This is a genomic window from Paenibacillus sp. FSL R5-0908, assembly GCF_038006245.1.
Lineage (GTDB): Bacteria > Bacillota > Bacilli > Paenibacillales > Paenibacillaceae > Paenibacillus_AQ > Paenibacillus_AQ odorifer.
In genome coordinates this window covers 6,183,939-6,204,689 of sequence record NZ_JBBOUV010000001.1, presented here as the reverse complement: position 1 = coordinate 6,204,689, position 20,751 = coordinate 6,183,939, and the positions used below count along the sequence as shown (strand labels likewise).

General features: G+C 46.6%; 18 protein-coding genes and 1 riboswitch. Of the genes, 14 read left to right on the top strand and 4 right to left on the bottom strand.

Annotation, left to right across the window (positions count from 1 at the left end):
- The first annotated feature begins 2 nt into the window (after window positions 1-2).
- Window positions 3-1,955: an excinuclease ABC subunit UvrC gene (gene uvrC / locus MKZ09_RS28100; RefSeq protein ID WP_269473518.1), complete on the top strand. Its 1,953-nt coding sequence runs from the start codon at window positions 3-5 to the stop codon at window positions 1,953-1,955.
- A gap of 89 nt (window positions 1,956-2,044) precedes the next feature.
- Here uvrC and MKZ09_RS28095 read toward each other — a convergent pair whose 3' ends face one another.
- Window positions 2,045-3,721: a CPBP family intramembrane glutamic endopeptidase gene (locus MKZ09_RS28095; protein ID WP_076206384.1), complete on the bottom strand. Its 1,677-nt coding sequence runs from the start codon at window positions 3,719-3,721 to the stop codon at window positions 2,045-2,047.
- Between the two features lie 320 nt (window positions 3,722-4,041).
- A riboswitch (cyclic di-AMP (ydaO/yuaA leader) is annotated at window positions 4,042-4,219 on the top strand.
- 61 nt (window positions 4,220-4,280) lie between these two features.
- On the opposite strand from MKZ09_RS28095, the gene MKZ09_RS28090 reads away from it, so the two are divergent.
- On the top strand, window positions 4,281-5,639 hold the full coding sequence (locus MKZ09_RS28090) for a TrkH family potassium uptake protein (RefSeq protein WP_076206382.1): 1,359 nt from the start codon (window positions 4,281-4,283) through the stop codon (window positions 5,637-5,639).
- 13 nt (window positions 5,640-5,652) lie between these two features.
- On the top strand, window positions 5,653-6,324 hold the full coding sequence (locus MKZ09_RS28085) for a potassium channel family protein (RefSeq protein ID WP_036679808.1): 672 nt from the start codon (window positions 5,653-5,655) through the stop codon (window positions 6,322-6,324).
- A gap of 524 nt (window positions 6,325-6,848) precedes the next feature.
- On the opposite strand, the gene MKZ09_RS28080 is transcribed toward MKZ09_RS28085, so the two are convergent.
- Entirely contained in the window at window positions 6,849-7,751 is a 903-nt protein-coding gene (locus MKZ09_RS28080; protein WP_076134195.1) for a LysR family transcriptional regulator, read from the bottom strand.
- 402 nt (window positions 7,752-8,153) lie between these two features.
- On the opposite strand from MKZ09_RS28080, the gene MKZ09_RS28075 reads away from it, so the two are divergent.
- The 7 genes from MKZ09_RS28075 (at window position 8,154) to MKZ09_RS28045 (ending at window position 14,959) form a co-directional block, all read left to right on the top strand.
- Window positions 8,154-8,819 carry a succinate dehydrogenase cytochrome b558 subunit gene (locus tag MKZ09_RS28075; RefSeq protein WP_036679804.1) on the top strand — a complete coding sequence of 222 codons (666 nt, stop codon included), beginning with the start codon at window positions 8,154-8,156 and terminating at the stop codon, window positions 8,817-8,819.
- A gap of 45 nt (window positions 8,820-8,864) precedes the next feature.
- The gene (gene sdhA / locus MKZ09_RS28070) at window positions 8,865-10,607 is read left to right on the top strand and encodes a succinate dehydrogenase flavoprotein subunit (protein WP_076206380.1); all 1,743 of its coding nucleotides are present in this window, start codon (window positions 8,865-8,867) and stop codon (window positions 10,605-10,607) included.
- A gap of 75 nt (window positions 10,608-10,682) precedes the next feature.
- Window positions 10,683-11,447, top strand: coding sequence for a succinate dehydrogenase iron-sulfur subunit (sdhB, locus tag MKZ09_RS28065; RefSeq protein ID WP_036679800.1), 765 nt, complete (start codon window positions 10,683-10,685; stop codon window positions 11,445-11,447).
- A gap of 210 nt (window positions 11,448-11,657) precedes the next feature.
- A complete protein-coding gene (locus MKZ09_RS28060) occupies window positions 11,658-12,449 on the top strand; it encodes a DUF3891 family protein (protein ID WP_076206377.1) in 792 nt (263 codons plus the stop codon).
- 57 nt (window positions 12,450-12,506) lie between these two features.
- The gene (locus MKZ09_RS28055) at window positions 12,507-13,436 is read left to right on the top strand and encodes a metallophosphoesterase (protein WP_081394311.1); all 930 of its coding nucleotides are present in this window, start codon (window positions 12,507-12,509) and stop codon (window positions 13,434-13,436) included.
- Between the two features lie 38 nt (window positions 13,437-13,474).
- Window positions 13,475-14,017 carry a GNAT family N-acetyltransferase gene (locus tag MKZ09_RS28050; RefSeq protein ID WP_051491088.1) on the top strand — a complete coding sequence of 181 codons (543 nt, stop codon included), beginning with the start codon at window positions 13,475-13,477 and terminating at the stop codon, window positions 14,015-14,017.
- 210 nt (window positions 14,018-14,227) lie between these two features.
- Window positions 14,228-14,959 carry an NADPH-dependent oxidoreductase gene (locus tag MKZ09_RS28045; RefSeq protein ID WP_232061547.1) on the top strand — a complete coding sequence of 244 codons (732 nt, stop codon included), beginning with the start codon at window positions 14,228-14,230 and terminating at the stop codon, window positions 14,957-14,959.
- A gap of 143 nt (window positions 14,960-15,102) precedes the next feature.
- Here the strand turns inward: MKZ09_RS28045 and MKZ09_RS28040 are convergent, their stop codons facing one another.
- Both MKZ09_RS28040 and MKZ09_RS28035 read right to left on the bottom strand, forming a co-directional pair.
- Window positions 15,103-15,912 carry a histidinol-phosphatase gene (locus MKZ09_RS28040; RefSeq protein ID WP_076134201.1) on the bottom strand — a complete coding sequence of 270 codons (810 nt, stop codon included), beginning with the start codon at window positions 15,910-15,912 and terminating at the stop codon, window positions 15,103-15,105.
- Window positions 15,913-15,983: 71 nt separating this feature from the next.
- Window positions 15,984-16,886, bottom strand: a complete 903-nt coding sequence (locus tag MKZ09_RS28035; RefSeq protein WP_038573173.1) for a LysR family transcriptional regulator — start codon at window positions 16,884-16,886, stop codon at window positions 15,984-15,986.
- Window positions 16,887-17,140: 254 nt separating this feature from the next.
- Here MKZ09_RS28035 and MKZ09_RS28030 point away from each other — a divergent pair, with 254 nt between their 5' ends.
- The 4 genes from MKZ09_RS28030 to MKZ09_RS28015 all read left to right on the top strand — a co-directional run bounded on the left by MKZ09_RS28030 (window position 17,141) and on the right by MKZ09_RS28015 (window position 20,750).
- On the top strand, window positions 17,141-17,596 hold the full coding sequence (locus MKZ09_RS28030) for a chemotaxis protein CheX (protein ID WP_036679793.1): 456 nt from the start codon (window positions 17,141-17,143) through the stop codon (window positions 17,594-17,596).
- 28 nt (window positions 17,597-17,624) lie between these two features.
- On the top strand, window positions 17,625-18,401 hold the full coding sequence (locus tag MKZ09_RS28025) for an SDR family NAD(P)-dependent oxidoreductase (protein ID WP_076206372.1): 777 nt from the start codon (window positions 17,625-17,627) through the stop codon (window positions 18,399-18,401).
- 97 nt (window positions 18,402-18,498) lie between these two features.
- Entirely contained in the window at window positions 18,499-20,007 is a 1,509-nt protein-coding gene (locus MKZ09_RS28020; RefSeq protein WP_076134204.1) for a DEAD/DEAH box helicase, read from the top strand.
- Window positions 20,004-20,750 carry an ABC transporter ATP-binding protein gene (locus tag MKZ09_RS28015; RefSeq protein WP_036679788.1) on the top strand — a complete coding sequence of 249 codons (747 nt, stop codon included), beginning with the start codon at window positions 20,004-20,006 and terminating at the stop codon, window positions 20,748-20,750. The genes MKZ09_RS28020 and MKZ09_RS28015 overlap by 4 nt, the downstream gene beginning before the upstream one ends.
- Window position 20,751 lies beyond the last annotated feature (1 nt).

The window sequence follows — 20,751 nt, the reverse complement described above, 5'->3', positions numbered from 1 at the left end:
TTTTGGACAATATCCGCAATAAACTGGCACTACTACCCGATCTGCCTGGTTGCTATCTGATGAAGAATCAGGAAGGCACTATTATTTATGTGGGCAAAGCGAAAGTACTCAAGAATCGGGTGCGGTCTTATTTTACAGGCAGTCATAATGGTAAAACGCAGCGGCTTGTCGCTAATATTGCTGATTTCGAATACATCGTTACGTCCAGTAACATGGAAGCGCTCATTCTAGAGTGTAATCTGATTAAGAAACATATGCCGCGTTATAATGTGCTTTTGAAAGACGACAAGACGTTTCCTTATATAAAAATAACGAATGAAACTCACCCGCGCCTTGAGGTTACACGCCGGGTGATTAAAGATAAAGCAAAATATTTTGGCCCTTATCCTAATGCTTATGCTGCTCAGCAAACAAAAAAGCTCCTAGATCGTATGTACCCGCTTCGTAAATGCGGCGTGATGCCAAAGGAGGTCTGTCTTTATTATCACATGGGCCAGTGTCTGGCACCGTGTGAGAAGGAGGTTCAGAAATCCGAGTATGAGCAGATTACGCAGGACATCGCTGCTTTTCTAGGCGGAGGTCATGAGGCGGTTAAAAAGGATTTACAGCAAAAAATGCAGGAAGCTGCTGAGGAATTATATTTTGAGCGGGCGAAGGAACTGCGGGATCAGATTATCCATATCGATGCATTGATGGAGAAGCAGAAGATCAACACTACAGATACTAAGGACCGGGATGTATTTGGTTATGCTGTAGACAAGGGATGGATGTGTGTGCAGATTCTGTACATGAGACAAGGGAAGATGATTCAGCGCCATTCCTCCGTGTTCCCGTTTTATGGTGAAGCCTACAGTGACTTTATGTCTTATGTGACGCAGTATTACAGTGATAATCCCGCTTTGCCGCAGGAGATTCTGCTGCCGGATGTGCTCGATGAGGAGTCTCTGGTTAATAAAGAGACTAAACCCGAGATCGCCATAGCTGCTCCAGCAGAAGCGGATTTACAACAGGGTGAAGATACTCCTGAATCGGCTGAAGAGGCTGAGGCACGTGCGACGGCGGCTGAGGAAGCTGCGGCAGCAGGGATCGTGGATGCCGCTGGCGGTGCCTCCATTCTGCAGGAGTGGCTGGGCATTAAGGTGCTTGTACCACAACGCGGTCTTAAGAAGCAGATGGTTGGCATGGCTTGTCAAAATGCAAGAGTGGCTATCGACGAGAAATTCCGGCTGATTGAACGGGATGAAGAGCGTACCTCTGGAGCAGCGATCAGCTTAGGAGAGAGCTTGGGGCTTGAACGCTTGAGCCGTATTGAGGCGTTCGATAACTCGAACATTCAGGGGACTAACCCGGTCTCAGCGATGGTCGTCTTCATTGATGGCAAGCCTGCACGAAAAGAGTATCGTAAATATAAGGTTCGTACGGTAGTGGGTGCGGATGATTATGGAACGATGCGAGAGGTCATTCGGCGGCGATATGAACGGGTATTAAAGGAGAATCTTCCGATACCGGATCTTATTGTAGTCGATGGAGGGAAAGGGCAAATCTCCTCTGCTATTGATATTCTGGAGAATGAGCTGGGATTATTCATTCCGGTCTGCGGCCTTGTTAAGGATGATAAGCATAAGACGGCTCAGCTTTTGGTTGGAGATCCGCCAGAGCCTGTCGCGCTAGCCCGGGATAGTCAGGAATTTTACCTTTTGCAACGGATTCAGGATGAGGTCCATAGGTTCGCGATCACCTTCCACCGTGAGCAGCGCGGGAAGTCCATGGTTACCTCCAAGCTGGACTCTATACCTGGTATTGGTGAGAAGCGCCGTAAAGCGCTGCTAAAGCATTTCGGATCGCTTAAGAAAATTAAAGAAGCCTCCGTGGATGATTTCCGTACACTTTCTATTGGAGAAAAGCTGGCAAGACAAATTCTTGATGCGCTCAAGGATGAAGAGCCAACCTCATAGCAATGGTGACAAAAGAAAAAGGGGATCACAGCAGCGATTAAAGCTGCTATGATCCCCTTTTTTTAATTTCATTATGTCTTCAAATTAGTTTAAATCAAAGAAGACGGCTCCACCGGCTTAGGCTTCTGCGGTGGATTAAATCGATAGACGATGTAAGCGACTATGAACGGCATAATAATCGCGAAGATACCCGCGCCTACATTTACGCTCTCCTTCATAAAGATCAGCGTAGCGCCCATCAGGATGCTGTCAAACACGACGTGGCTGAACATGACAGCAATAAATCCGTAACGAAGGAAAATATAACTGAACAGCAGCCCGATTACGGTCAGCTCAATGGGACGGGAGCTGATGGGATAGATCGGATATAACGTATGGCCAAACGCCCAAACCAGTGTGGTGATCAAGCAAGCAACAAAAGTGTTCCGGAATACCTTTTTCAGCATAGGAATTCCGAAAAAGCGATAAATGGCTTCCTCAGATAAACCAGCGAGCCATGCGACGATAGGCAAAAGCCAAGCATATCTCATGTTATAAGGAGATTGGGTGGCGTCTGTAGTGGACCAATTGTGCAAGGTAAACGATAATATGATGAACATAACCGTCTGCACCCCTAGCAGAACGAAAGCCCAGATGTATCCAGCCCGGATACTATCCAATACATATTGTCCATAGCCGGGCTCTTTGGCGCGGGGCCAAGGGTTCATGCCTTCCTCTTTTCGCCATAGGCCATTGCCGCCCACTAAAGAGAAGTAGAGCAAGGAGGACATCAGCAGGCTGTACAAGGCATAAATGATAAACATAATGACAGAGGTAATCTGTGCTTCTAGCCCTTCGCCCGTAGATTCAGGCAGCATATTATAGGTGCTGATCATCATGATTACAAAATAGGCTGAGCTCAGGAATACTCCACGTTTAAAGGAAGTGTGCTCTCTTCTAAGAATACTGTAGACGAGTGCCAGAATTCCTAAAATCAGTGTGGGTATACCGTAACCGAATAATGTTAGCTTTTCCGCTAAAGAAGTCTGTCCTTGTACGTAGGAGGTATGCCAAGCCGGTGCAGTGAAGCCGGCATTAAAGCTGGATACCTGCTCTCCACTGAAATCAAAATAATAGTGCAATAAGGATTCGCCGACCTGAACAGTACTATCCGTATACACTAGCCCATGGCTTCCTGTATTCGATTCAATTTGTAGCTTGGCAGGATTTACTTCCCATTCCTGAAGCCAAGGACGAGCAAGATTCTCCTTCTGCGCTAGAGTGAGGTCAGCTCCCTTGTCCTCTTTTGCACCAACGGAAGCGATGCCTGACCCCTCTTCAGAGGCAACTTTTGCAGCCTTTGAGAAAGCGACAATCTTACCGTTATACATATTGAGGTCAACAATGATTTGCGGCTCTTGCTCCGCTGACGGAGTAAGCGTTGCACGAAAGACATCAAAAGGATATTTTTGATCCAATTTTTTCTTGGTGTAGTCCTCCACAAGCTTCTCGCGAGACATATAACCATAAAAGGAAGAGTCCGTCTCGTAAAGTACATTCCATTGATCGTTTGGTGCTTCGGTGTAGTTGAGCTTTTGTTCTGCAAATAATATGGCTTGGTCACGGGCTTCTGCCTTGCTAATGACGGTGGTATCTTCACCTGTAGGGCTACTAAGCAGTGAAGGGGAAATCTGAAACATAATAAATAGAATAAGACCGATAATGCCCGAGATGATGAGCCTCTTGGAGAGGGCACGTTGCTGTAAGGGCTGGCCGACGGGATTCATGTAACGCCTCCTTGTTATGTACTGACAATGTTATGTTCCATTATAGTATTAGTGCCTGGTTGGTTACAAAAAACATTATATGTTCTTTTTATGGGTAATAGAGATAGTATAGAATAGCCATGTGAATTTATACCATGAATTTTATCGTGTTCATTTCAGCATGAATGGTGAGAATCGGTGTAATTGCAGGGAAAACACGGAAAAGTGATGAGAAAAGGCACTCCTTTTGATGCAGTCTCTTTAAACCGCATTTTTTCATGTGAATGAGCATTAATTGTGTCTTTGTGAATTCACTAAATAACGTATATAATTTGTATGCAATTGTATAGTAGCCGAATTTCTGGTGAAAACGGGGGAACCATAAGAAGTGATGAAAAGTGGAGTGTACACGATAAATGGCACTTTCATCAGGGGTGAATTTCGTTCTAGGAACGAATAGGGCAGCCTGCATAGTCCGAATCCGTCAGCTAACCTCGTAGGCTAATTTACTGCAGGAACCAAGTCAGCATTGGTTTTCCAGTGCTTTTTTTGTTGGAATTTTTGATAAGAAGGTGAGCAAATGGCTTCACAGTTTCGTAGGATTTCTGAATTTAAGTTTCTAAAGCTCTCGCCGCCGCAGATACTGGTGCTGGGTTTTGCATCGATTATTTTGATAGGGGCCTTGCTGCTTATGCTCCCCATCTCAAGCACAAGCGGGAATTCCGTGAAATTTATTGATGCATTATTTACTTCAACTTCGGCAACCTGTGTAACAGGGCTTGTTGTGCTGGATACCGGAACTTCGTTCACGATTTTTGGGAAAACCGTAATTATGATCCTAATCCAGATCGGCGGCTTAGGTTTTATGACCATGGCCACTCTATTTTCACTGGTGTTAAAGCGTAAAATATCTTTGCGGGACAGGCTAATCCTACAGGAAGCCATGAATCAAGGCTCTATGGAAGGAATTGTGCGACTGATCCGGAGAGTCCTTATATATTCTCTTGTCATAGAAGGCTGTGCCGCTTTGCTGCTGTCTATTCGCTGGGCTTTTGATATGCCGTTGGGAAAAGCGATTTATTATGGCATATTTCATGCGGTGTCTATGTTTAATAATGCGGGGTTCGATATTTTTGGGGATTTTCGCAGTTTAACTGATTACGTATATGATCCGCTTGTGAATATTATTGTGATGTTTCTGATTGTCTCCGGCGGGATTGGTTTTATTGTAATGTCAGATCTGGTGGAGTTTCGGGTAACCCGCAGGCTGTCTCTACATAGTAAAGTTGTCCTGTCCACCAGTACAGGGCTGATTCTGATCGGAGCTCTGGTTATTTTTATATTCGAGTTTACTAACACTCGTACCCTGGGTTCACTGAATTTTGGCGGTAAAATATTATCGGCCTTCTTTCAATCCGTTTCTCCCCGTACGGCTGGCGCGAACACAGTTGATATTGCTGGACTTCGGCAGGCTACACAATTTTTTATAGTGATTCTTATGTTTATTGGTGCTTCTCCGGGCTCAACGGGCGGCGGGATCAAGACAACAACCTTTACGATGATGATTGGTGCTGTAATTGCTATGCTGCGTGGACGGGAAGATGTTGTGTTGTTCCGTTATCGGCTGGCTCAGGAGCGCATCTACAAGGCATTAACGATCACGCTGCTGGCTTTGTTGTTAATCGCCTCTGTGTCGATGATACTCTCCACAACTGAAGACAGTAATTTCTTGGCAATCTTGTTTGAGACGACCTCCGCCTTTGCTACGGTAGGACTGACTATGGGGCTAACTCCGGAACTGTCAGCGATCGGTAAGATTCTACTCTGTCTGACGATGTTTGCAGGTCGGCTAGGTCCACTAACCTTAGCGTATGCACTCGGTCCCAAACAGGGTAAACCATTGTATAAGTATCCGGAAGGTAAAATAATTATTGGATAGGAGTTAATTAGAAATGAAAGCACAGCAATTTGTAGTAATCGGCTTAGGTCGCTTCGGTTCAAGCCTGGCGCTTGAGCTGATGGAAATGGGCTACGAGGTGCTCGGCATTGACCACCATGAAGAACGCGTGGAGGAAATGAGCGATCAGTTGACGCATACGGTAGTAGCAGATGCTACAGATGAGGGGATTATGCGCTCGCTTGGTGTACGGAACTTTGATTGTGGGATTGTTGCGATTGGTGACAATATGGAGAGAAGCATTCTGGCGGCCATTTTGTTGAAGGAGATTGGAGTCAAGCAAGTGGTGGCTAAGGCAATCTCCATCCTTCATGGCCGCGCACTGTCGCGGCTGGGGGTTGATCGGGTTATTTTTCCGGAGCGGGATATGGGGATTCGTGTGGCACACCAGCTGGTGACGCCCAATTTGCTGGATTATATTGAACTGTCCAAGGATTATAAAATTGTCGAGCTGACCGTACCGTCCTGCATGAACGGCAGAAGCTTGTCTGATTTAAACACAAGAGCTAAATATGGCTGCAGTATTGTTGCCCTAAATAGGGAAAGTGGAATAATCGTCGCTCCAACTGCCCATGATTATTTGAGTGAAGGCGATGTTATGGTACTCATTGGTCCTAATGAAAGTATTGACCGTTTTGAGAGTGAAGTTGTGAACCAAGAATCATAGGAAAAGAAGCTGACTCAAAAGTAGTGAATTCTACTTGGGGGCAGCTTCTTTTTTATGGAGTAAAGAGTAGGAAACGTAATGGATTTTACTATGCCATATGACTATAGACCACGCGTAGTGTTCTAAGATATTGGTTTGGGCGGTGGATGATTTGTTAGGTGTGATATTCGTACGGCTGTAGTAGATGATTTGTGGTATCTGTGACGGTGGAATATGGGCGATATGCGTTCTTTGTTTGTACGATGTATAGAGTGGGTGTGAACTAATTAGGGAAAACCTCCCTAAAAATAGCCGCTATTCGCTCTAAATGAACGACATTAGGGAATTCCTCCCTAATAAACAGAGGGATTCCTTTATTAGTTACTGAATCAGCCGAAAATTAGGGAAGTTTTCCCTAATTTTAAGTCTGTTGAACAGAAATCTCTAAATTTCAGGGAGAAATTCCCTAATTACGCTATAAGTGCTTCACTTATTGCCTCATCTGGAGATCACTAGGTGCGCACCTTGATTCATTTGGTCCGGCTTTACTGCTCACGTTCTGTCAGAAACATCTCTTCGGTAACTTGCACCAGACTGCGAGCCGCCGTGCTCATGCTTCCATCGTCACGGTAAATCAGGCAGGTGGTCCTTTGAGTCTGCTCCAGCTCCTTGATATGTAAGGACACCAGCCCGCCGCCGTTCAGCAGCTCTGGACGCAGATAAGACTTTGGCAGTAACGCAGCCGCTTTGACAGTCGGAAGCAGCCGCACGATGGCTTCGAAGGAGTCAATCTCCATACGCACATCGGGATCAATCCCGCAGCGCTGGAATAGATCGTCCGTCAGACGCCGGTACCAGGTCCCCTTTGAGAAGAGAATCATAGGCAGCCGGGATAGATGATCCATGGTTAGCTTGGAAGATAAATTTAAAGGATGCTGCTCTGAGACGACCAGTCGCAGTTGATCCTCAAACAGAGAAATGCAGCGTAACCCGGGTTCTTGAATAGAGGAAGCGATCAGACCTACATCTGATTTTCCCTCACTAACTGAGGATACGATCTCATGCGTTCGGCCTGTGATCAGCTTCAGCTCTGCAGTCGGATATTTATCCATATAAGCGTTTACCAGCGGCGGAAGCGTGGTCTGCAGAGAGGTAAGACTAGCCCCCAAGGTGACAAGCCTTGGCTCCCCCTCTTTGAATTTAGAAAGGGCTTCCAGAAACTTGGAACGCTGCTGCCGTTGTTCAAGCGCATAGGAATAAGTGAGACGCCCAACCTCGGTTAACTCCAGTCGTTTGCCATAACGATTAAACAGTGCGACCCCCAGACGTTCCTCGAGTTTAGAAATTTTGCGAGACAAGGCGGGCTGGGATAGATTGAGCTGGCGTGAGGCCCGGTTTAAGCTGGAATGTTCCACAACTGCTGCAAAAACATCTAAATCGTCAAACATAATTGAGTTCCTCTCCTAATGCGATGTACGATCAGTAGTGATGAAATTCATAGCCGTAAGAGTAACTGTTCTTATTACATAAGGAAAATCAGGTTATGTCGGAAAATGTTGTTTTGCTAAATGAGAATTATTATCATATAAAATCTATTCTTATGCGTTTATTGTATAACGTTTAATAATTAGATTGCAATTCCCTTATAAGCGAAAAAAGAGTAACATGAAAAGTGACACAAGATATTCACATTTTGTGAAAAATAAAACTAAGTCCGGTAAACTCTAGGATAACGGTAAATTAAGGAATTATGTCATTGGATTGTCAACGTTATCCTGTGTCAAATGTAGTTCCGGCGGTGAATACCCATTAATGAAAACGCTGTTTTAATCGGAAAGGGGTTACTTTGTATGAAAGGATTTTATTCCAGAAAGATTCATTCCTTGCTAGGCGTTATCCCACTTGGAGCCTTCTTCATTGAGCACATGATGACGAATTTTGCGGCTGTAGAGGGTGGCGCTTCCGGTTTCACTGACAGCGTGTTATGGCTGAACAGCCTGCCGCTCGTCTTCTTCCTGGAATTGTTCGGTATATGGCTTCCTCTGCTGTACCATGGGGTATACGGACTTTATATTGCGTATCAATCCAAGCCGAACTTGAACCGTTTCAACATTGAAAGAAACTGGCGTTACACCCTGCAACGGATTACAGGTATTGTTACCTTCATCTTTATCGTCTGGCACTTGTTCCAAACACGGGTTCAGGTGGCAGTGGGTAATGTGGAGCACGAAGAATTAGGCGGTCTGATGCATGATATCGTGACTCAGCCACTTCTGCTGACACTGTATATTATCGGTATCGTTGCTGCATGCTTCCACTTCTCGAACGGTCTCTGGTCTTTCTTGATCAGCTGGGGAATTACCGTAGGTCCACGTGCACAGCGGGTATCTTCTTACCTCTGTCTTGGCATATTTGTATTAGTAACTTTCATGTTCCTGATTTCGCTGGTTACTTTCCGTGACAGTGAATTTCAAACCGCAGCAACCATTGCCCAGTCCATAAAGACCTTCATTTAATTTAAGAATCCTTTCTGATATTTTCGATAAAAGGAGTGAACTATCATGGCAACATCCGATATCATTATCGTGGGCGGCGGCCTGGCCGGCCTGATGGCTACCATCAAGGCAGCGGAAGCCGGTGCGCATGTCCATTTATTCTCATTAGTTCCTGTAAAAAGATCACACTCCGTATGTGCGCAAGGCGGCATCAATGGCGCTGTAAATACCAAAGGTGAGGGCGACTCCCCTTGGGAGCATTTTGATGACACCGTCTATGGCGGTGACTTTTTGGCGAATCAGCCGCCGGTTAAGGCAATGTGTGAAGCTGCGCCAGGTATCATTCACCTTATGGACCGGATGGGCGTTATGTTCAACCGTACGCCGGAAGGCCTGCTCGACTTCCGTCGTTTCGGCGGAACGAAGCGGCACCGTACAGCTTTTGCCGGCGCGACAACAGGCCAACAGCTGCTGTACGCGTTGGATGAGCAGGTGCGCCGCTGGGAAGCTGAAGGTCTCGTAACTAAACGCGAGAACTGGGAGTTCCTTTCAGCTATCATCGACGACGAAGGTGTATGCCGTGGCATCAGTGCCCAAAATCTTAAGACGATGGAGATTGAGACTTTTCCTGCGGATGCTGTTATTTTGGCAAGCGGCGGGCCGGGTATTATTTTTGGCAAAACAACGAACTCCGTTATTAATACAGGGACAGCCGCAAGTGCGGTATACCAACAGGGCGTACATTATGCCAACGGAGAATTTATCCAGATTCACCCAACGGCTATTCCGGGAGATGACAAGCTCCGCCTGATGTCGGAATCGGCACGTGGCGAAGGCGGCCGTATCTGGACTTATAAAGACGGGAAACCGTGGTATTTCCTCGAAGAAAAATATCCGTCCTACGGTAACTTGGTGCCGCGCGATATTGCTACACGTGAAATTTTTAATGTGTGTGTGGATCAAGGGCTGGGCATTAATGGCGAGAACATGGTGTATTTGGACCTCTCTCATAAGGATCCGAAAGAGCTGGACGTGAAGCTTGGCGGGATTATTGAAATTTACGAAAAATTCATGGGGGATGATCCCCGTAAAATACCAATGAAGATTTTCCCGGCTGTGCACTATTCTATGGGCGGCATGTGGGTTGATTACAATCAAATGACGAACGTTCCTGGTCTTTTTGCAGCCGGAGAATGTGAATATCAATATCATGGAGCGAACCGCCTAGGTGCCAACTCACTGGTATCTGCTATTTACGGCGGTATGGTCGCAGGACCAAAGGCTGTTGAATACATTAAAGGCCTGAAGAAATCATTGCAGGATATCTCTTCATCTGTATTCGATAGCTTCCACAAAAAGCAAACGGACAAATATGAGTCTCTGTTAGCGATGTCTGGGACAGAGAATGCTTATGTGATCCATAAGGAACTGGGCGAATGGATGACCGCCAATATGACCGTGGTGCGGCACAATCCGAAGCTGGAAGCGACCATTGGCAAAATCAAAGAGCTTAAGGAGCGTTATCGCAAGATCAATATGAATGATGCATCGCGCTGGAATAACCAAGGTGTGGCCTTCACTCGCCAGCTCTGGAATATGCTTGAGCTGTCCGAAGCGATGACACTTGGAGCGCTTATGCGGAATGAGAGCCGTGGTGCACATTACAAACCGGAATTCCCGAATCGTAATGATGAGGAGTTCTTGAAGACCACAAAAGCAGCCTGGACTGCAGAGGGTCCACAAATCTCCTACGACGAAGTGGATGTCTCGCTGATTCCTCCACGGGTACGCGATTATTCGAAGGATTAATGCTTTCCAGTAACAGAATAGCTTGCGAGGCAAGCTTCATGAAATAAAATCAGGCAATTTTAGGAGGGAACCATTATGGCGGAAACAGCTGCAGCTCCCAAAAACGTAAAGTTTATCATCACCCGCCAGGACGATCCACAAAGTTCATCGTATGTCGAGGAGTTTGAACTTCCTTATCGTCCAGGTATGAATGTGATCAGTGCTTTGATGGAAATTCAGCGTAACCCTGTGAATGCCAAAGGTGACAGCACAGTTCCCGTATGCTGGGATTCCAACTGTTTAGAAGAAGTGTGCGGAGCTTGCTCCATGGTGATTAATGGCAAACCCCGCCAAGCCTGCGCTGCACTTATAGACAATCTGGAGCAGCCTGTACGCATTGAGCCTATGAAGACATTTCCGGTGGTGCGTGACTTAGTCATTGACCGTACCCGGATGTTCAATGCGCTAAAACGGGTGAAAGCATGGATTCCGATTGACGGTACGTACGATCTTGGACCGGGACCGCGGATGCCGGAGAAAAAACGGCAGTGGGCCTATGAATTATCCAAATGTATGACCTGTGGCGTATGTTTGGAGGCTTGCCCGAATGTCAACGAAAAGACGGATTTCATCGGACCGGCAGCCATTTCTCAAGTACGTCTGTTCAATGCTCACCCTACAGGTGAAATGAACGCTGACGAAAGATTGGACGCTCTGATGGAGGATGGCGGGATCGATGGCTGTGGTAACTCACAGAACTGTGTGCGCGCTTGTCCAAAGGGGATTCCTCTTACGACATCCATTGCAGAAATAAACAAGCAAACAACAAAGCATATGTTCAAACGTTGGTTAGGTGTGTAATTAATAGTACCGCCAAATGTTTATCTATTGAGCTATCCTCAAAGTGGATTCCATTCGCTGGGGGTAGTTTTTTTTATGTGGTTAAGACTCTCTTATCTGCTTGTGGCGGGAAAGTCTTGCAGGGCTGGAGCAGGTTCAGAACATTGACCAATTTATGCTATAATATCCATTGTTAACGTAATGTTAGCTGTGGAACAAGGAGGAATAATCGTGATTTGTCGGGAGCAAGATGGAGCAATTGTAATGGTTAAGCAGCATGATCACGGGAAACTTGCCGGAGAGCTGGCCATTGGGTTCAAAGAGCAGCATGTGCCAACTGAAGGACGCCGGGAAGAGGTTCTGTGGGCAGTAGCGCAGCATGATAGGGGCTGGATTGATCTGGATGAGACCCCTTTCTGGAATGATGCGGAGCAAGCACCCTACACCTTTATTGATTTTCCTGTAGTGCCTAAGTTGACCTTTTATAAGCGTGGATTAGATGAGATCGAGGAACACACACCGTACGGAGCGTTGCTGTGCAGCTTGCATTTTGAACGGCTTATTAAGATAGCGGGACTCGATTATCCAGAACTTACTTTATATCAAGAACATGAAGAGGAGCGCAGAGCACGTATCCATCGGGAACTTGAAGCTTCTAAGCCTATTGGGGAAGATGAGCTGTATTATGATGCCCGTCTTTTAGAATTCTGCGATGATCTGTCCTTGTATTTGGCCTTAAATGAGCCGGGGTGTCCGAAATCAGAGGAGCATCCATGGTGGCGTGAAGGGTTCTCAGGTACTGAAGATTTCAGTTTTACGTCAGGTCGTGTCATCACAGCGGAGTGGCAGGATAAGTCAACGTTAATGCTTGAACCGTTTCCTTTTGAAAAAACGCTGGAAGTAGCATTTATGCTGAGACGAGTTGAAAAATCAGAAATCGCAAAAAAAGGGATTGCACGCGCTTACAGCGAAACTCCGGAGAAAGAATGCCGGATTGTTCTAACTGCCCGAAATAATATATAAGTTATTATTTGGACCGTCTGTTTTTCGGGGAAAAGGTAAAGAAAGGAGAATCTCCCTATGAAGATACAATCGTCTGGGGCTTCTCCCAATAAGAATGGCGATAAGATCCACAAGGACACCTCTAAGGGGCGTTCTGGTGGCGAGTCTACAATTACCCGCCGGCAGTTCCTGACTCGGAGTGCGGCTGCTGTAATCGGCGCAGGATTGCTTACAAGCGGATATGCATGGCAGGGAGAGCCGAACTGGATTGAGGTCACTAAGCTGGACTTGCGCTTTAAGGAGCTTCCTTCCGCTTTTTCAGGGATGAAGCTTGTCCATTTCAGTGATACGCATCTCGGATTTAATAAGGATGCCAGGGATCTGGCCCGACTCGCTAAACATATAAGCAAAGCTGAACCGGATCTTATTTGCTTCACGGGTGACATTGTGGACAGCGATCCTGAGGATCTTGTTGAAGCCGTACCGGTGCTGGCAGCGTTAAGTGCGCCATTGGGGAAATTTGCGATATTAGGCAATCATGATTACAAGAATACCCAGCTGGTTACCGAGCTGCTGGAGTCTGCGGGCTTCCGGGTGCTAAGGAATAAATCCTACCTTCTAAAAAGAGGCGGGGCAGTCATGGCGGTTACGGGTCTGGATGATTTGTTACACGGTAAACCTGACCCAGCGAAAGCCATTACTGGTGTTCCTGAAGGAACTTTTAACATCCTTTTGATGCATGAGCCGGATTATGCGGATACCGCACAGGCCTATTCATTCGATCTACAGCTTTCCGGGCACAGTCATGGCGGACAAATTCGCCTGCCCTTTATAGGTGCGCCATTTACGCCTTATGGATCGCTTAAATACATAAATGGATTGTATTATACAGAAGACAAAGCCATGCCTGTGTATGTGAATAGAGGGTTTGGAGAGACATACATGCCATTTCGGTTATTGTGTAGGCCAGAATTAACGGTTCTGACGCTGCATCGGTCCATGAGCTGATTAGGCTGGAATTTTAGCTGCACGGAAGGGGAGAGAAGATGAGCACCTATGGAGCAGTGTTGTTAGAGACACAACATGGTTTAGCGGTTGATCTGAGGCTGATCATGCCTGAGGATGTTTTAGCTTTGCGGCAGCTGCTTTCCCATCCAGATGTGCAGCGCCATATTCTAGTACGCTCCGGCCCTGGATCAGCATCTGCCCAGGTGGAGAAGCTGGTAAACCGGATGTTATTTGCCTTCGATCCTTGTGCGCTGCATGCCGGGATCTATTTAAAGGGGCAGCAGCGGTTGATCGGTATAGTGGCTTTGCAGAATTGGAACCGCCGTGAGGGCACAGCTACCTTAGGATATATGCTGGACCCGGCATGGTGGGGATGCGGGCTGGCGACGGAAGCCGTGGGTTTGTTTTTGAACTATAGTGTTCATACCCTTGGGATAACAAGGATCGAAGGACGCTGCACAGGAGATAATATTAGATCGGAACGTGTGATGCTCAAGAATGGTATGAAGCTGGAGCGGGTGATGCCCAAAGTCGGATCCTTGGACGATGTAATGAAAGTATTCACATTGTTACACAAATGAAATAATGCCGTTATCAAACTCTAACAGTGTGCGGTTAAACTAAGTACATGACCCCCTTTTAAAAATATACTGCTTTGGGACCCGATGATTCGGGTCCATTTTTTTTGTTTGAAAAGAGTAGCGTAAGTGATTGGCAGTACCGAATCCGATCGTTTATGATTAACATACTATGGAGTGGAATGACCAAGGAGGCGTAACATTTTGAATGAAGTGGTACAAACATTAAAAAATCATCGTTCTTTCCGGCAATATTCAGACCAGCCTGTGGAGCCAGAGAAGCTACAAACAATGATTGAATCGGCTCAAGCCGCACCGTCATGGGTTCATGGACAGCAGGTATCGATAATCGCCATCAAAGATCCTGCGCGTAAGCAGCAGCTTTCAGTTTTGTGCGGAAATCAGAAGCATGTAGCGGCAGCACCGGTTTTTTTGGTGTTTTGCATGGATTTTTATAGAGCTAAAGTAGCTAGTGAGCTGGAAGGCAAGTCTTTTGAAGCCGTAAAAGATGTGGATGCGCTTTTGGTTGGAGCTACAGATGTGGGAATCTCATTGTCTAACGCGATTGCAGCGGCGGAATCCATGGGACTGGGCATCATTCCTATTGGGGGTGTGCGCCGCAACACAGCAGGTGTGATTGAATTGCTGAAGCTGCCGGAGTACGTATTTCCTGTCGTCGGTCTCTGCGTGGGATACCCAGCGGAGGAGGTTTCTCAGAAGCCGCGGCTGCCGCTGGAAGCTATATTTCATGAGGAGCAATACAATCCGGACGTACAAGGCCTCCTGGAGGCGTATAATCAAACCCACCGTGAATTCTTGCAGCAGCAGGGGATGACGGAGAGAGATTGGACCAATACGATTGCTCATTTTTATGAGATCAACCCGGAATATGGAGATGCGAAACGTACGCTGAAACAACAAGGCTTTAGCTGTGATAATCTGTAAATAAACAAAAAAATGCACCAAGCTGAGATTGGTTTAACGGAGGGTGAACCTTGCCCCTAAACCAATAACGCTTGGTGCATTATTCAATTTCTACCTTAAACGCTTACCGTCCTTACAGGAACATTGAAGGCGTTTAGGCTTGATTACAGAGAAACTTTGACTTTTTGGCGCTGCTTGTAATAAACCCAGTGTGTAAAGCCTATTGCTTTGAGCTGTGCAGCTACCGCATCACGATCCTCAGCGACCCGGGACGGCTTATGTGCATCCGAACCGAAACTAACCTCTACGCCAAAATGTAGTGCCCGCTCCAGAATATCTTCAGAGGGATACCAGCCGCCGACCAGCTTAGTTCCACCTGAGGTATTGATTTCGATGGCCACGCCACATTCACTGATTACACGCAGACAATCGTCAATCGGCTGAGGTGCAGGAATTTCGGAAAAAGCAGGATAATTTCCCTTCATCGCATCAATGTGTCCGAGTATTTGGAACATACCACTGCGTGCGGAATCAGCAATCAACCGGTAATATTCAGACTTCACGCGGATCTTCTCATTTTTGCTAAGGTTTTTCCAGCGCCCTTTGTTAAAAATGCTGACTCCACCAACACTATGTACCGATCCAATCACATAATCAAAAGGGTAGGCCGATAATGTCTTGCGGTATATCTCAGCATGTTCGGGGAAGTAATCTGATTCAATGCCTAACAGTACGTCGATAACGCCTTCGTACTCTTTTTTGAGGGAGAGAACATCATCTACATAATTAGCAAATTCGGATTTAGCCATTGCGATTTTGGGAAAAGCCTGATCGGATGGATCTCCGAAATAAGGAGTATGATCGGAAATACCTATAACGCCCAATCCAGCGGCAATCCCAGCTTCGATATAATCCCTAATCGTTCCGTCAGCATGGCCACAGCGGAAATGATGGGTGTGTAAATCAAATTTCATCAAGAACATCTCCTTTAAACAAGGTTATGCAATCAGCTCAGAAGTAATCGGTTCCACTTTGTGGTTGGGATTTATTCAGACCCGATAAATTGGGTTTCTGGCATGCCTTTAAGATCGCTTAGGAACTGCCTCATAGCAGAGTTTACGTATTTGCCTGATTTTGTGATCACGCCAACAGGATGGGTGACTTCCAGCTCAATAATTGGCACGATTTTGAGGGTGCCGGCTCGAACCTCAGCAGTAACTGACTGCTTGGAAATAATGGCGGCGCCCAAATCGAGCTCGACCATCCGTTTCACTTCCTCGCTGCTGGTCAGCTCCATAATGACCTGAGGTTGAATGCCATGTTTGTTCAGAACCTCATCTGCAAATTTACGGCCCACTGTATCTGGTGAGAGCAGAATCAGCGGGGTTTTGCTTAAGGCTTCTATCCCAGCGGTCTTCACTTGAGCGAGAGGGTGTCTGGGAGAGACCACCAGTTCGAAGGTATCATAATACAAAATGGAAGTAGACATGCCCGGGCTACGTCCAATTAAATAACCGATGCCGACATCAACAATGCCGTTTTCGACATGCTGATAAATTTGTGATGAGGACATAGAAGAAATTGATGTTTTGATATGGGGGAACTGGTCTTTAAAATAAGATAGAATACGCGGTAAAATTTGAATGGCGATTGAGGTAGTTGTGCCTAGAACTATATGACCTTGGGGATTTTCATCAAGATCTGCAAGCCGTTCCTTAAGTTCCTCGACAATCCTCACTATTTGTTCCGCATGCTCCAGAAAAACAGTCCCTCTATCCGTTAATGTAACAGGCTGGTTTCGGTCAACCAGCTGAGTCTTGAACTCTTCTTCAAGGCTCTTAATCTGTGCTGAAACCGCTGGTTGGGTCAGATTAAGCAGTTCTCCGGCCTTGCGAAAGCTCATCGTTTTGGAAATTGTTATTAGTGTCTCCAGCTGGCTGATGTTCATGGAATACCTCCTTTGGACCATCGAATTGGATGTGTAATTGCGTTAATATCTTACGTTCCACGTTGGCATTTGTTTAAATTATAGGAGATAATACCCGGCAGAGCAATGTTGCTGCGTAAACTATCTTGGGTTTGAATTCGACATATGCATTAATTTTTGCTGAATTGTGCCGATATATAAAGTATAATATATCCATATTGCTTGGGACTTTTGGTATATGACCAAAGCACGATAAAGGGGGAGACTAGACATTCATGAAAGCAGAAGTAATTAATCCGTTTCTAGAGTCTGCACGGACTGTTATAGAACAAGTAATTCAGGTCTCGCCTTCTACGGGGAGTTTAGGGATTAAAGAAATTGAACTGATCGATAATCATATATGGATTCAAGTAGGGATGACAGGCCAACTGAGCGGAAATATTATATTTGGTATCGCGGAGCAGGTAGCCTTGCGAATGGTATCGATTATGATGGGTGGCTTTGTGATCACCGAGATGGATGAGATGGGTCAAAGTGCAATTTCAGAGCTGAGCAATATGATCAGTGGGAATGCCAGTACCATTCTATATAATCAAGGTGTTTCGGTGGATATAAGTCCTCCTCAGATTATGAAGATGGAAAGCATGTCTTTTATGCCTCGTAAAGCGCTTAGTATTCCGTTGTTGATGGATGGGGTTGGAGAGATGGATATTCAGGTGATGATCTCTTAGGCAAGAGTTAGGAGCTGAAATACTTTTCATGGTACTCAAAGATAAGGTTGTTGTGATTACAGGAGCGTCCAGCGGCATTGGTGCATTAACGGCACAGATGCTTAGTAAAAAGGGGGCAATCCCTGTCTTGGTAGCACGTTCCGAAGCGAAGCTGAAAGAAACAGCGACCGGTATCCCGGGCGTTTTTGGACTGTATACCTGTGATGTAACAGATGCTGAGGGTGTTCAGAAGACGTTCGCACAAATTTTGGCCGCATATGGCAGAATTGATATTTTGCTAAATAACGCAGGGTACGGCAAATTTGCTGCTTTTACGGAGATGGAGCCTCATGAATTTGACGATATGATGGATGTTAACTACATGGGGATTGTCCGGTGCACAAAGGCTGTTGTTCCACATATGCTGGAGCGGGGAAGCGGCCAGATTGTAAATGTGGCTTCCATGGCAGGGAAGATAGGCACAGCCAAATCCGTAGCCTACACAGCTACCAAACATGCTGTTCTCGGATTCACAAATGCGCTCCGTCAGGAGCTGCGGAAGAGTGGAATTATCGTCTCGGCTGTGAACCCGGGGCCTATCGCCACCGATTTTTTCAAAACGGCAGACCCGTCTGGCAATTATGAGAAGAGTGTAGCCCGGATGATGATGACCCCAGAGCATGTATCTTCTAAGATCGTTAAGGTTATGGAGACCGGCAAAGAAGAGCTCGATCTTCCGGGTCTGGCAGGGTTTGGCATACGGCTTTACGGGCTGTTTCCTCGCCTGGCGGACAAGCTTACTTATAATGCGATGAACAGAAAATAGACCCTGTTGTCAGCTTTATTGGCCTTCCATTTGGTGGAGAGGCCTTTTTGGCATATAATGAAGATATTATCTCAAGCGAAAAGGATGAATTACACTTATGAATAAAGCTTCTTTTGCGGCTATCGGCATTCAGGAAGACCTCATTGCCCGGTTGTCGGAATTCGGCATTAACGCTCCATCCCCGGTACAAGAGCAGACAATACCGCTTCTACTAGAGGGAAGAGATGTTATTGCAGCTTCCCAGACTGGAACGGGTAAGACGCTGGCCTATCTATTGCCGCTGCTTCAAACGATTAATCCGGAGCAGAAGGTGGTCCAAAAGCTGGTGCTCGCCCCTACACAGGAGCTGGCGATGCAAATCTTACGCGAGGCGGAGCGTTATGGCGAACAGCGCGGAATCCGAGTTATGGGTCTTATTGGCGGGGCCGCAATCAAACGCCAGATTGACAAGCTGCGTGAGCATCCACAGCTAGTTGTGGGAACACCTGGGCGGATCCGCGAGCTGATTGGACTTCGTAAATTGAAGATGCATGAAGTCAGTACTATTGTTCTGGATGAGGCGGACCAAATGTTCCAGCTTAGCGGAGCTGGCGAAGTCACAAAAATTGTCAGCAGTGCGCTGCGTTCACGCCAGCTTGTTATGCTGTCGGCAACAATCGGACCAGAGACGAAAGCGCTGGCTAATCGCGAAATGAAGAACCCGGCAGAGGTTGGGATTGCTCCAGGTGTAATGACTGCTGAAAGTTTGGAGCATCATTATGTTGTTGCTGAAGAGCGTAACAAAATGGACATGCTGCGCCGGGTGATTCGCCATTACAATCCCGATAAAGCGATTGTGTTCGTGAATGCTACAGACGATATTGCCGAGGTTGAGGCTAAGCTGAATCATCTTGGGCTTACTGCGGCAGCACTTTACGGAGATGCCGATAAGGTAACGCGCAGCAATGTATTAAAAGGTTTCCGGGAAGGCAAATTTCGTGTGCTTGTTGCCAGTGACGTAGCTGCCAGAGGACTGGATATTGAGAATCTTTCTTTGGTAGTTAGCTACGATCCTGCTTTTGATTCTGAACATTATGTACACCGTGCAGGCCGTACCGGACGGATGGGACGCCGCGGCTTATCTGTAACAATTGTTACAGAGCAACAGACCTTTATCATGCGGAAATTCGCCCGCGAATTGGATATTGCGCTTGAGGAGCGGGAGATGGTCGGCGGTAAGGTGCTTGCAGCAGATGAAGCGCGCAGCGCTTTGCACAATGGACGGGGACGGAGTAGTGAAGGCAGTGGGCAACGCCGTGATGGATCCGCTCCACGCAGCGGCAAGCCACCTGTAAGCACATCTGGAGCCTCCAATGTTCAGTCGCCATCCGTTGGAGCAGGTACACCGCCTGCCAAAAGAATGGCTACGATTAACACAAGTGAAACAACAAGCGGAGAACAACAGCGCGATCCACAGCGCAGCGCGAATCCTTCTGCGGGAGCACGCGGAGATGCGACTCCTGCACGGAGCAAACGCAGCAGCAATGCGGAACGTGAGAAGAACCGTAAAAATAAAGGAGCTCCAAAGTGGTTGAAAGACAAAACTCCGAGAGGTGACGGTCAATGAATAATGCTCCCGTATTGCAAATTACGGGTCTCAGTGGTGGGTACAGCCTGAATAAGCCAGTGCTGCATGATATTGCACTTCAGGTGCAGCCTGGCGAAATGGTTGGATTGATTGGTTTAAACGGAGCAGGAAAAAGTACGACGATGAAGCATATTCTAGGATTGATGTCGCCCCATAAGGGCGATATCACCGTACAGGGCAAGACGCGTGCTGAAGATCCCGTTGGATACAATAATGCGTTGTCTTTTGTACCGGAATCGCCGCTACTGTATGACGAAATGACAGTTCGTGAGCATGTTGAATTTACTGCCAGAGCTTATGGGGTAGATCAAAAGGATTATGAATCCCGCACCTCGCATCTTGCCAAGCTGTTCCATATGGAGGATAAGATGGACACCCTGTCGACCCATCTATCCAAAGGGATGAAACAGAAGGTTATGATCATGTGCGCTTTCGTTGCACGGCCTGCATTATATGTCATCGACGAGCCATTTTTAGGATTGGATCCACTAGGTATCCGCTCCTTGCTTGATTTCATGATGGATCTAAAGAACTCTGGATCGTCGATTCTGTTAAGCTCTCATATTCTTTCCACAATAGAGAATTATTGCGACCGTTTTATTGTATTGCATAAAGGCAAGGTGATTGCACAGGGGACGTTGGCGGAAATAGCGGCAACTGCCGGGCATCAGGGGCTGACTTTGGAGCAGCTGTTCTACGAGCTGGTTCAGGGAGGGAAATAAT

Excerpts from the sequence above, each read along its gene's own strand:
- MKZ09_RS28095 (WP_076206384.1), bottom strand. The coding sequence starts at position 3,721 with ATGAATCCCGTCGGCCAGCCCTTACAGCAACGTGCCCTCTCCAAGAGG.
- MKZ09_RS28090 (WP_076206382.1), top strand. The coding sequence starts at position 4,281 with ATGGCTTCACAGTTTCGTAGGATTTCTGAATTTAAGTTTCTAAAGCTC.
- MKZ09_RS28085 (WP_036679808.1), top strand. The coding sequence starts at position 5,653 with ATGAAAGCACAGCAATTTGTAGTAATCGGCTTAGGTCGCTTCGGTTCA.
- MKZ09_RS28080 (WP_076134195.1), bottom strand. The coding sequence starts at position 7,751 with ATGTTTGACGATTTAGATGTTTTTGCAGCAGTTGTGGAACATTCCAGC.
- MKZ09_RS28075 (WP_036679804.1), top strand. The coding sequence starts at position 8,154 with ATGAAAGGATTTTATTCCAGAAAGATTCATTCCTTGCTAGGCGTTATC.
- sdhA (WP_076206380.1), top strand. The coding sequence starts at position 8,865 with ATGGCAACATCCGATATCATTATCGTGGGCGGCGGCCTGGCCGGCCTG.
- sdhB (WP_036679800.1), top strand. The coding sequence starts at position 10,683 with ATGGCGGAAACAGCTGCAGCTCCCAAAAACGTAAAGTTTATCATCACC.
- MKZ09_RS28055 (WP_081394311.1), top strand. The coding sequence starts at position 12,507 with ATGAAGATACAATCGTCTGGGGCTTCTCCCAATAAGAATGGCGATAAG.
- MKZ09_RS28050 (WP_051491088.1), top strand. The coding sequence starts at position 13,475 with ATGAGCACCTATGGAGCAGTGTTGTTAGAGACACAACATGGTTTAGCG.
- MKZ09_RS28040 (WP_076134201.1), bottom strand. The coding sequence starts at position 15,912 with ATGAAATTTGATTTACACACCCATCATTTCCGCTGTGGCCATGCTGAC.
- MKZ09_RS28035 (WP_038573173.1), bottom strand. The coding sequence starts at position 16,886 with ATGAACATCAGCCAGCTGGAGACACTAATAACAATTTCCAAAACGATG.
- MKZ09_RS28030 (WP_036679793.1), top strand. The coding sequence starts at position 17,141 with ATGAAAGCAGAAGTAATTAATCCGTTTCTAGAGTCTGCACGGACTGTT.
- MKZ09_RS28025 (WP_076206372.1), top strand. The coding sequence starts at position 17,625 with ATGGTACTCAAAGATAAGGTTGTTGTGATTACAGGAGCGTCCAGCGGC.
- MKZ09_RS28020 (WP_076134204.1), top strand. The coding sequence starts at position 18,499 with ATGAATAAAGCTTCTTTTGCGGCTATCGGCATTCAGGAAGACCTCATT.
- MKZ09_RS28015 (WP_036679788.1), top strand. The coding sequence starts at position 20,004 with ATGAATAATGCTCCCGTATTGCAAATTACGGGTCTCAGTGGTGGGTAC.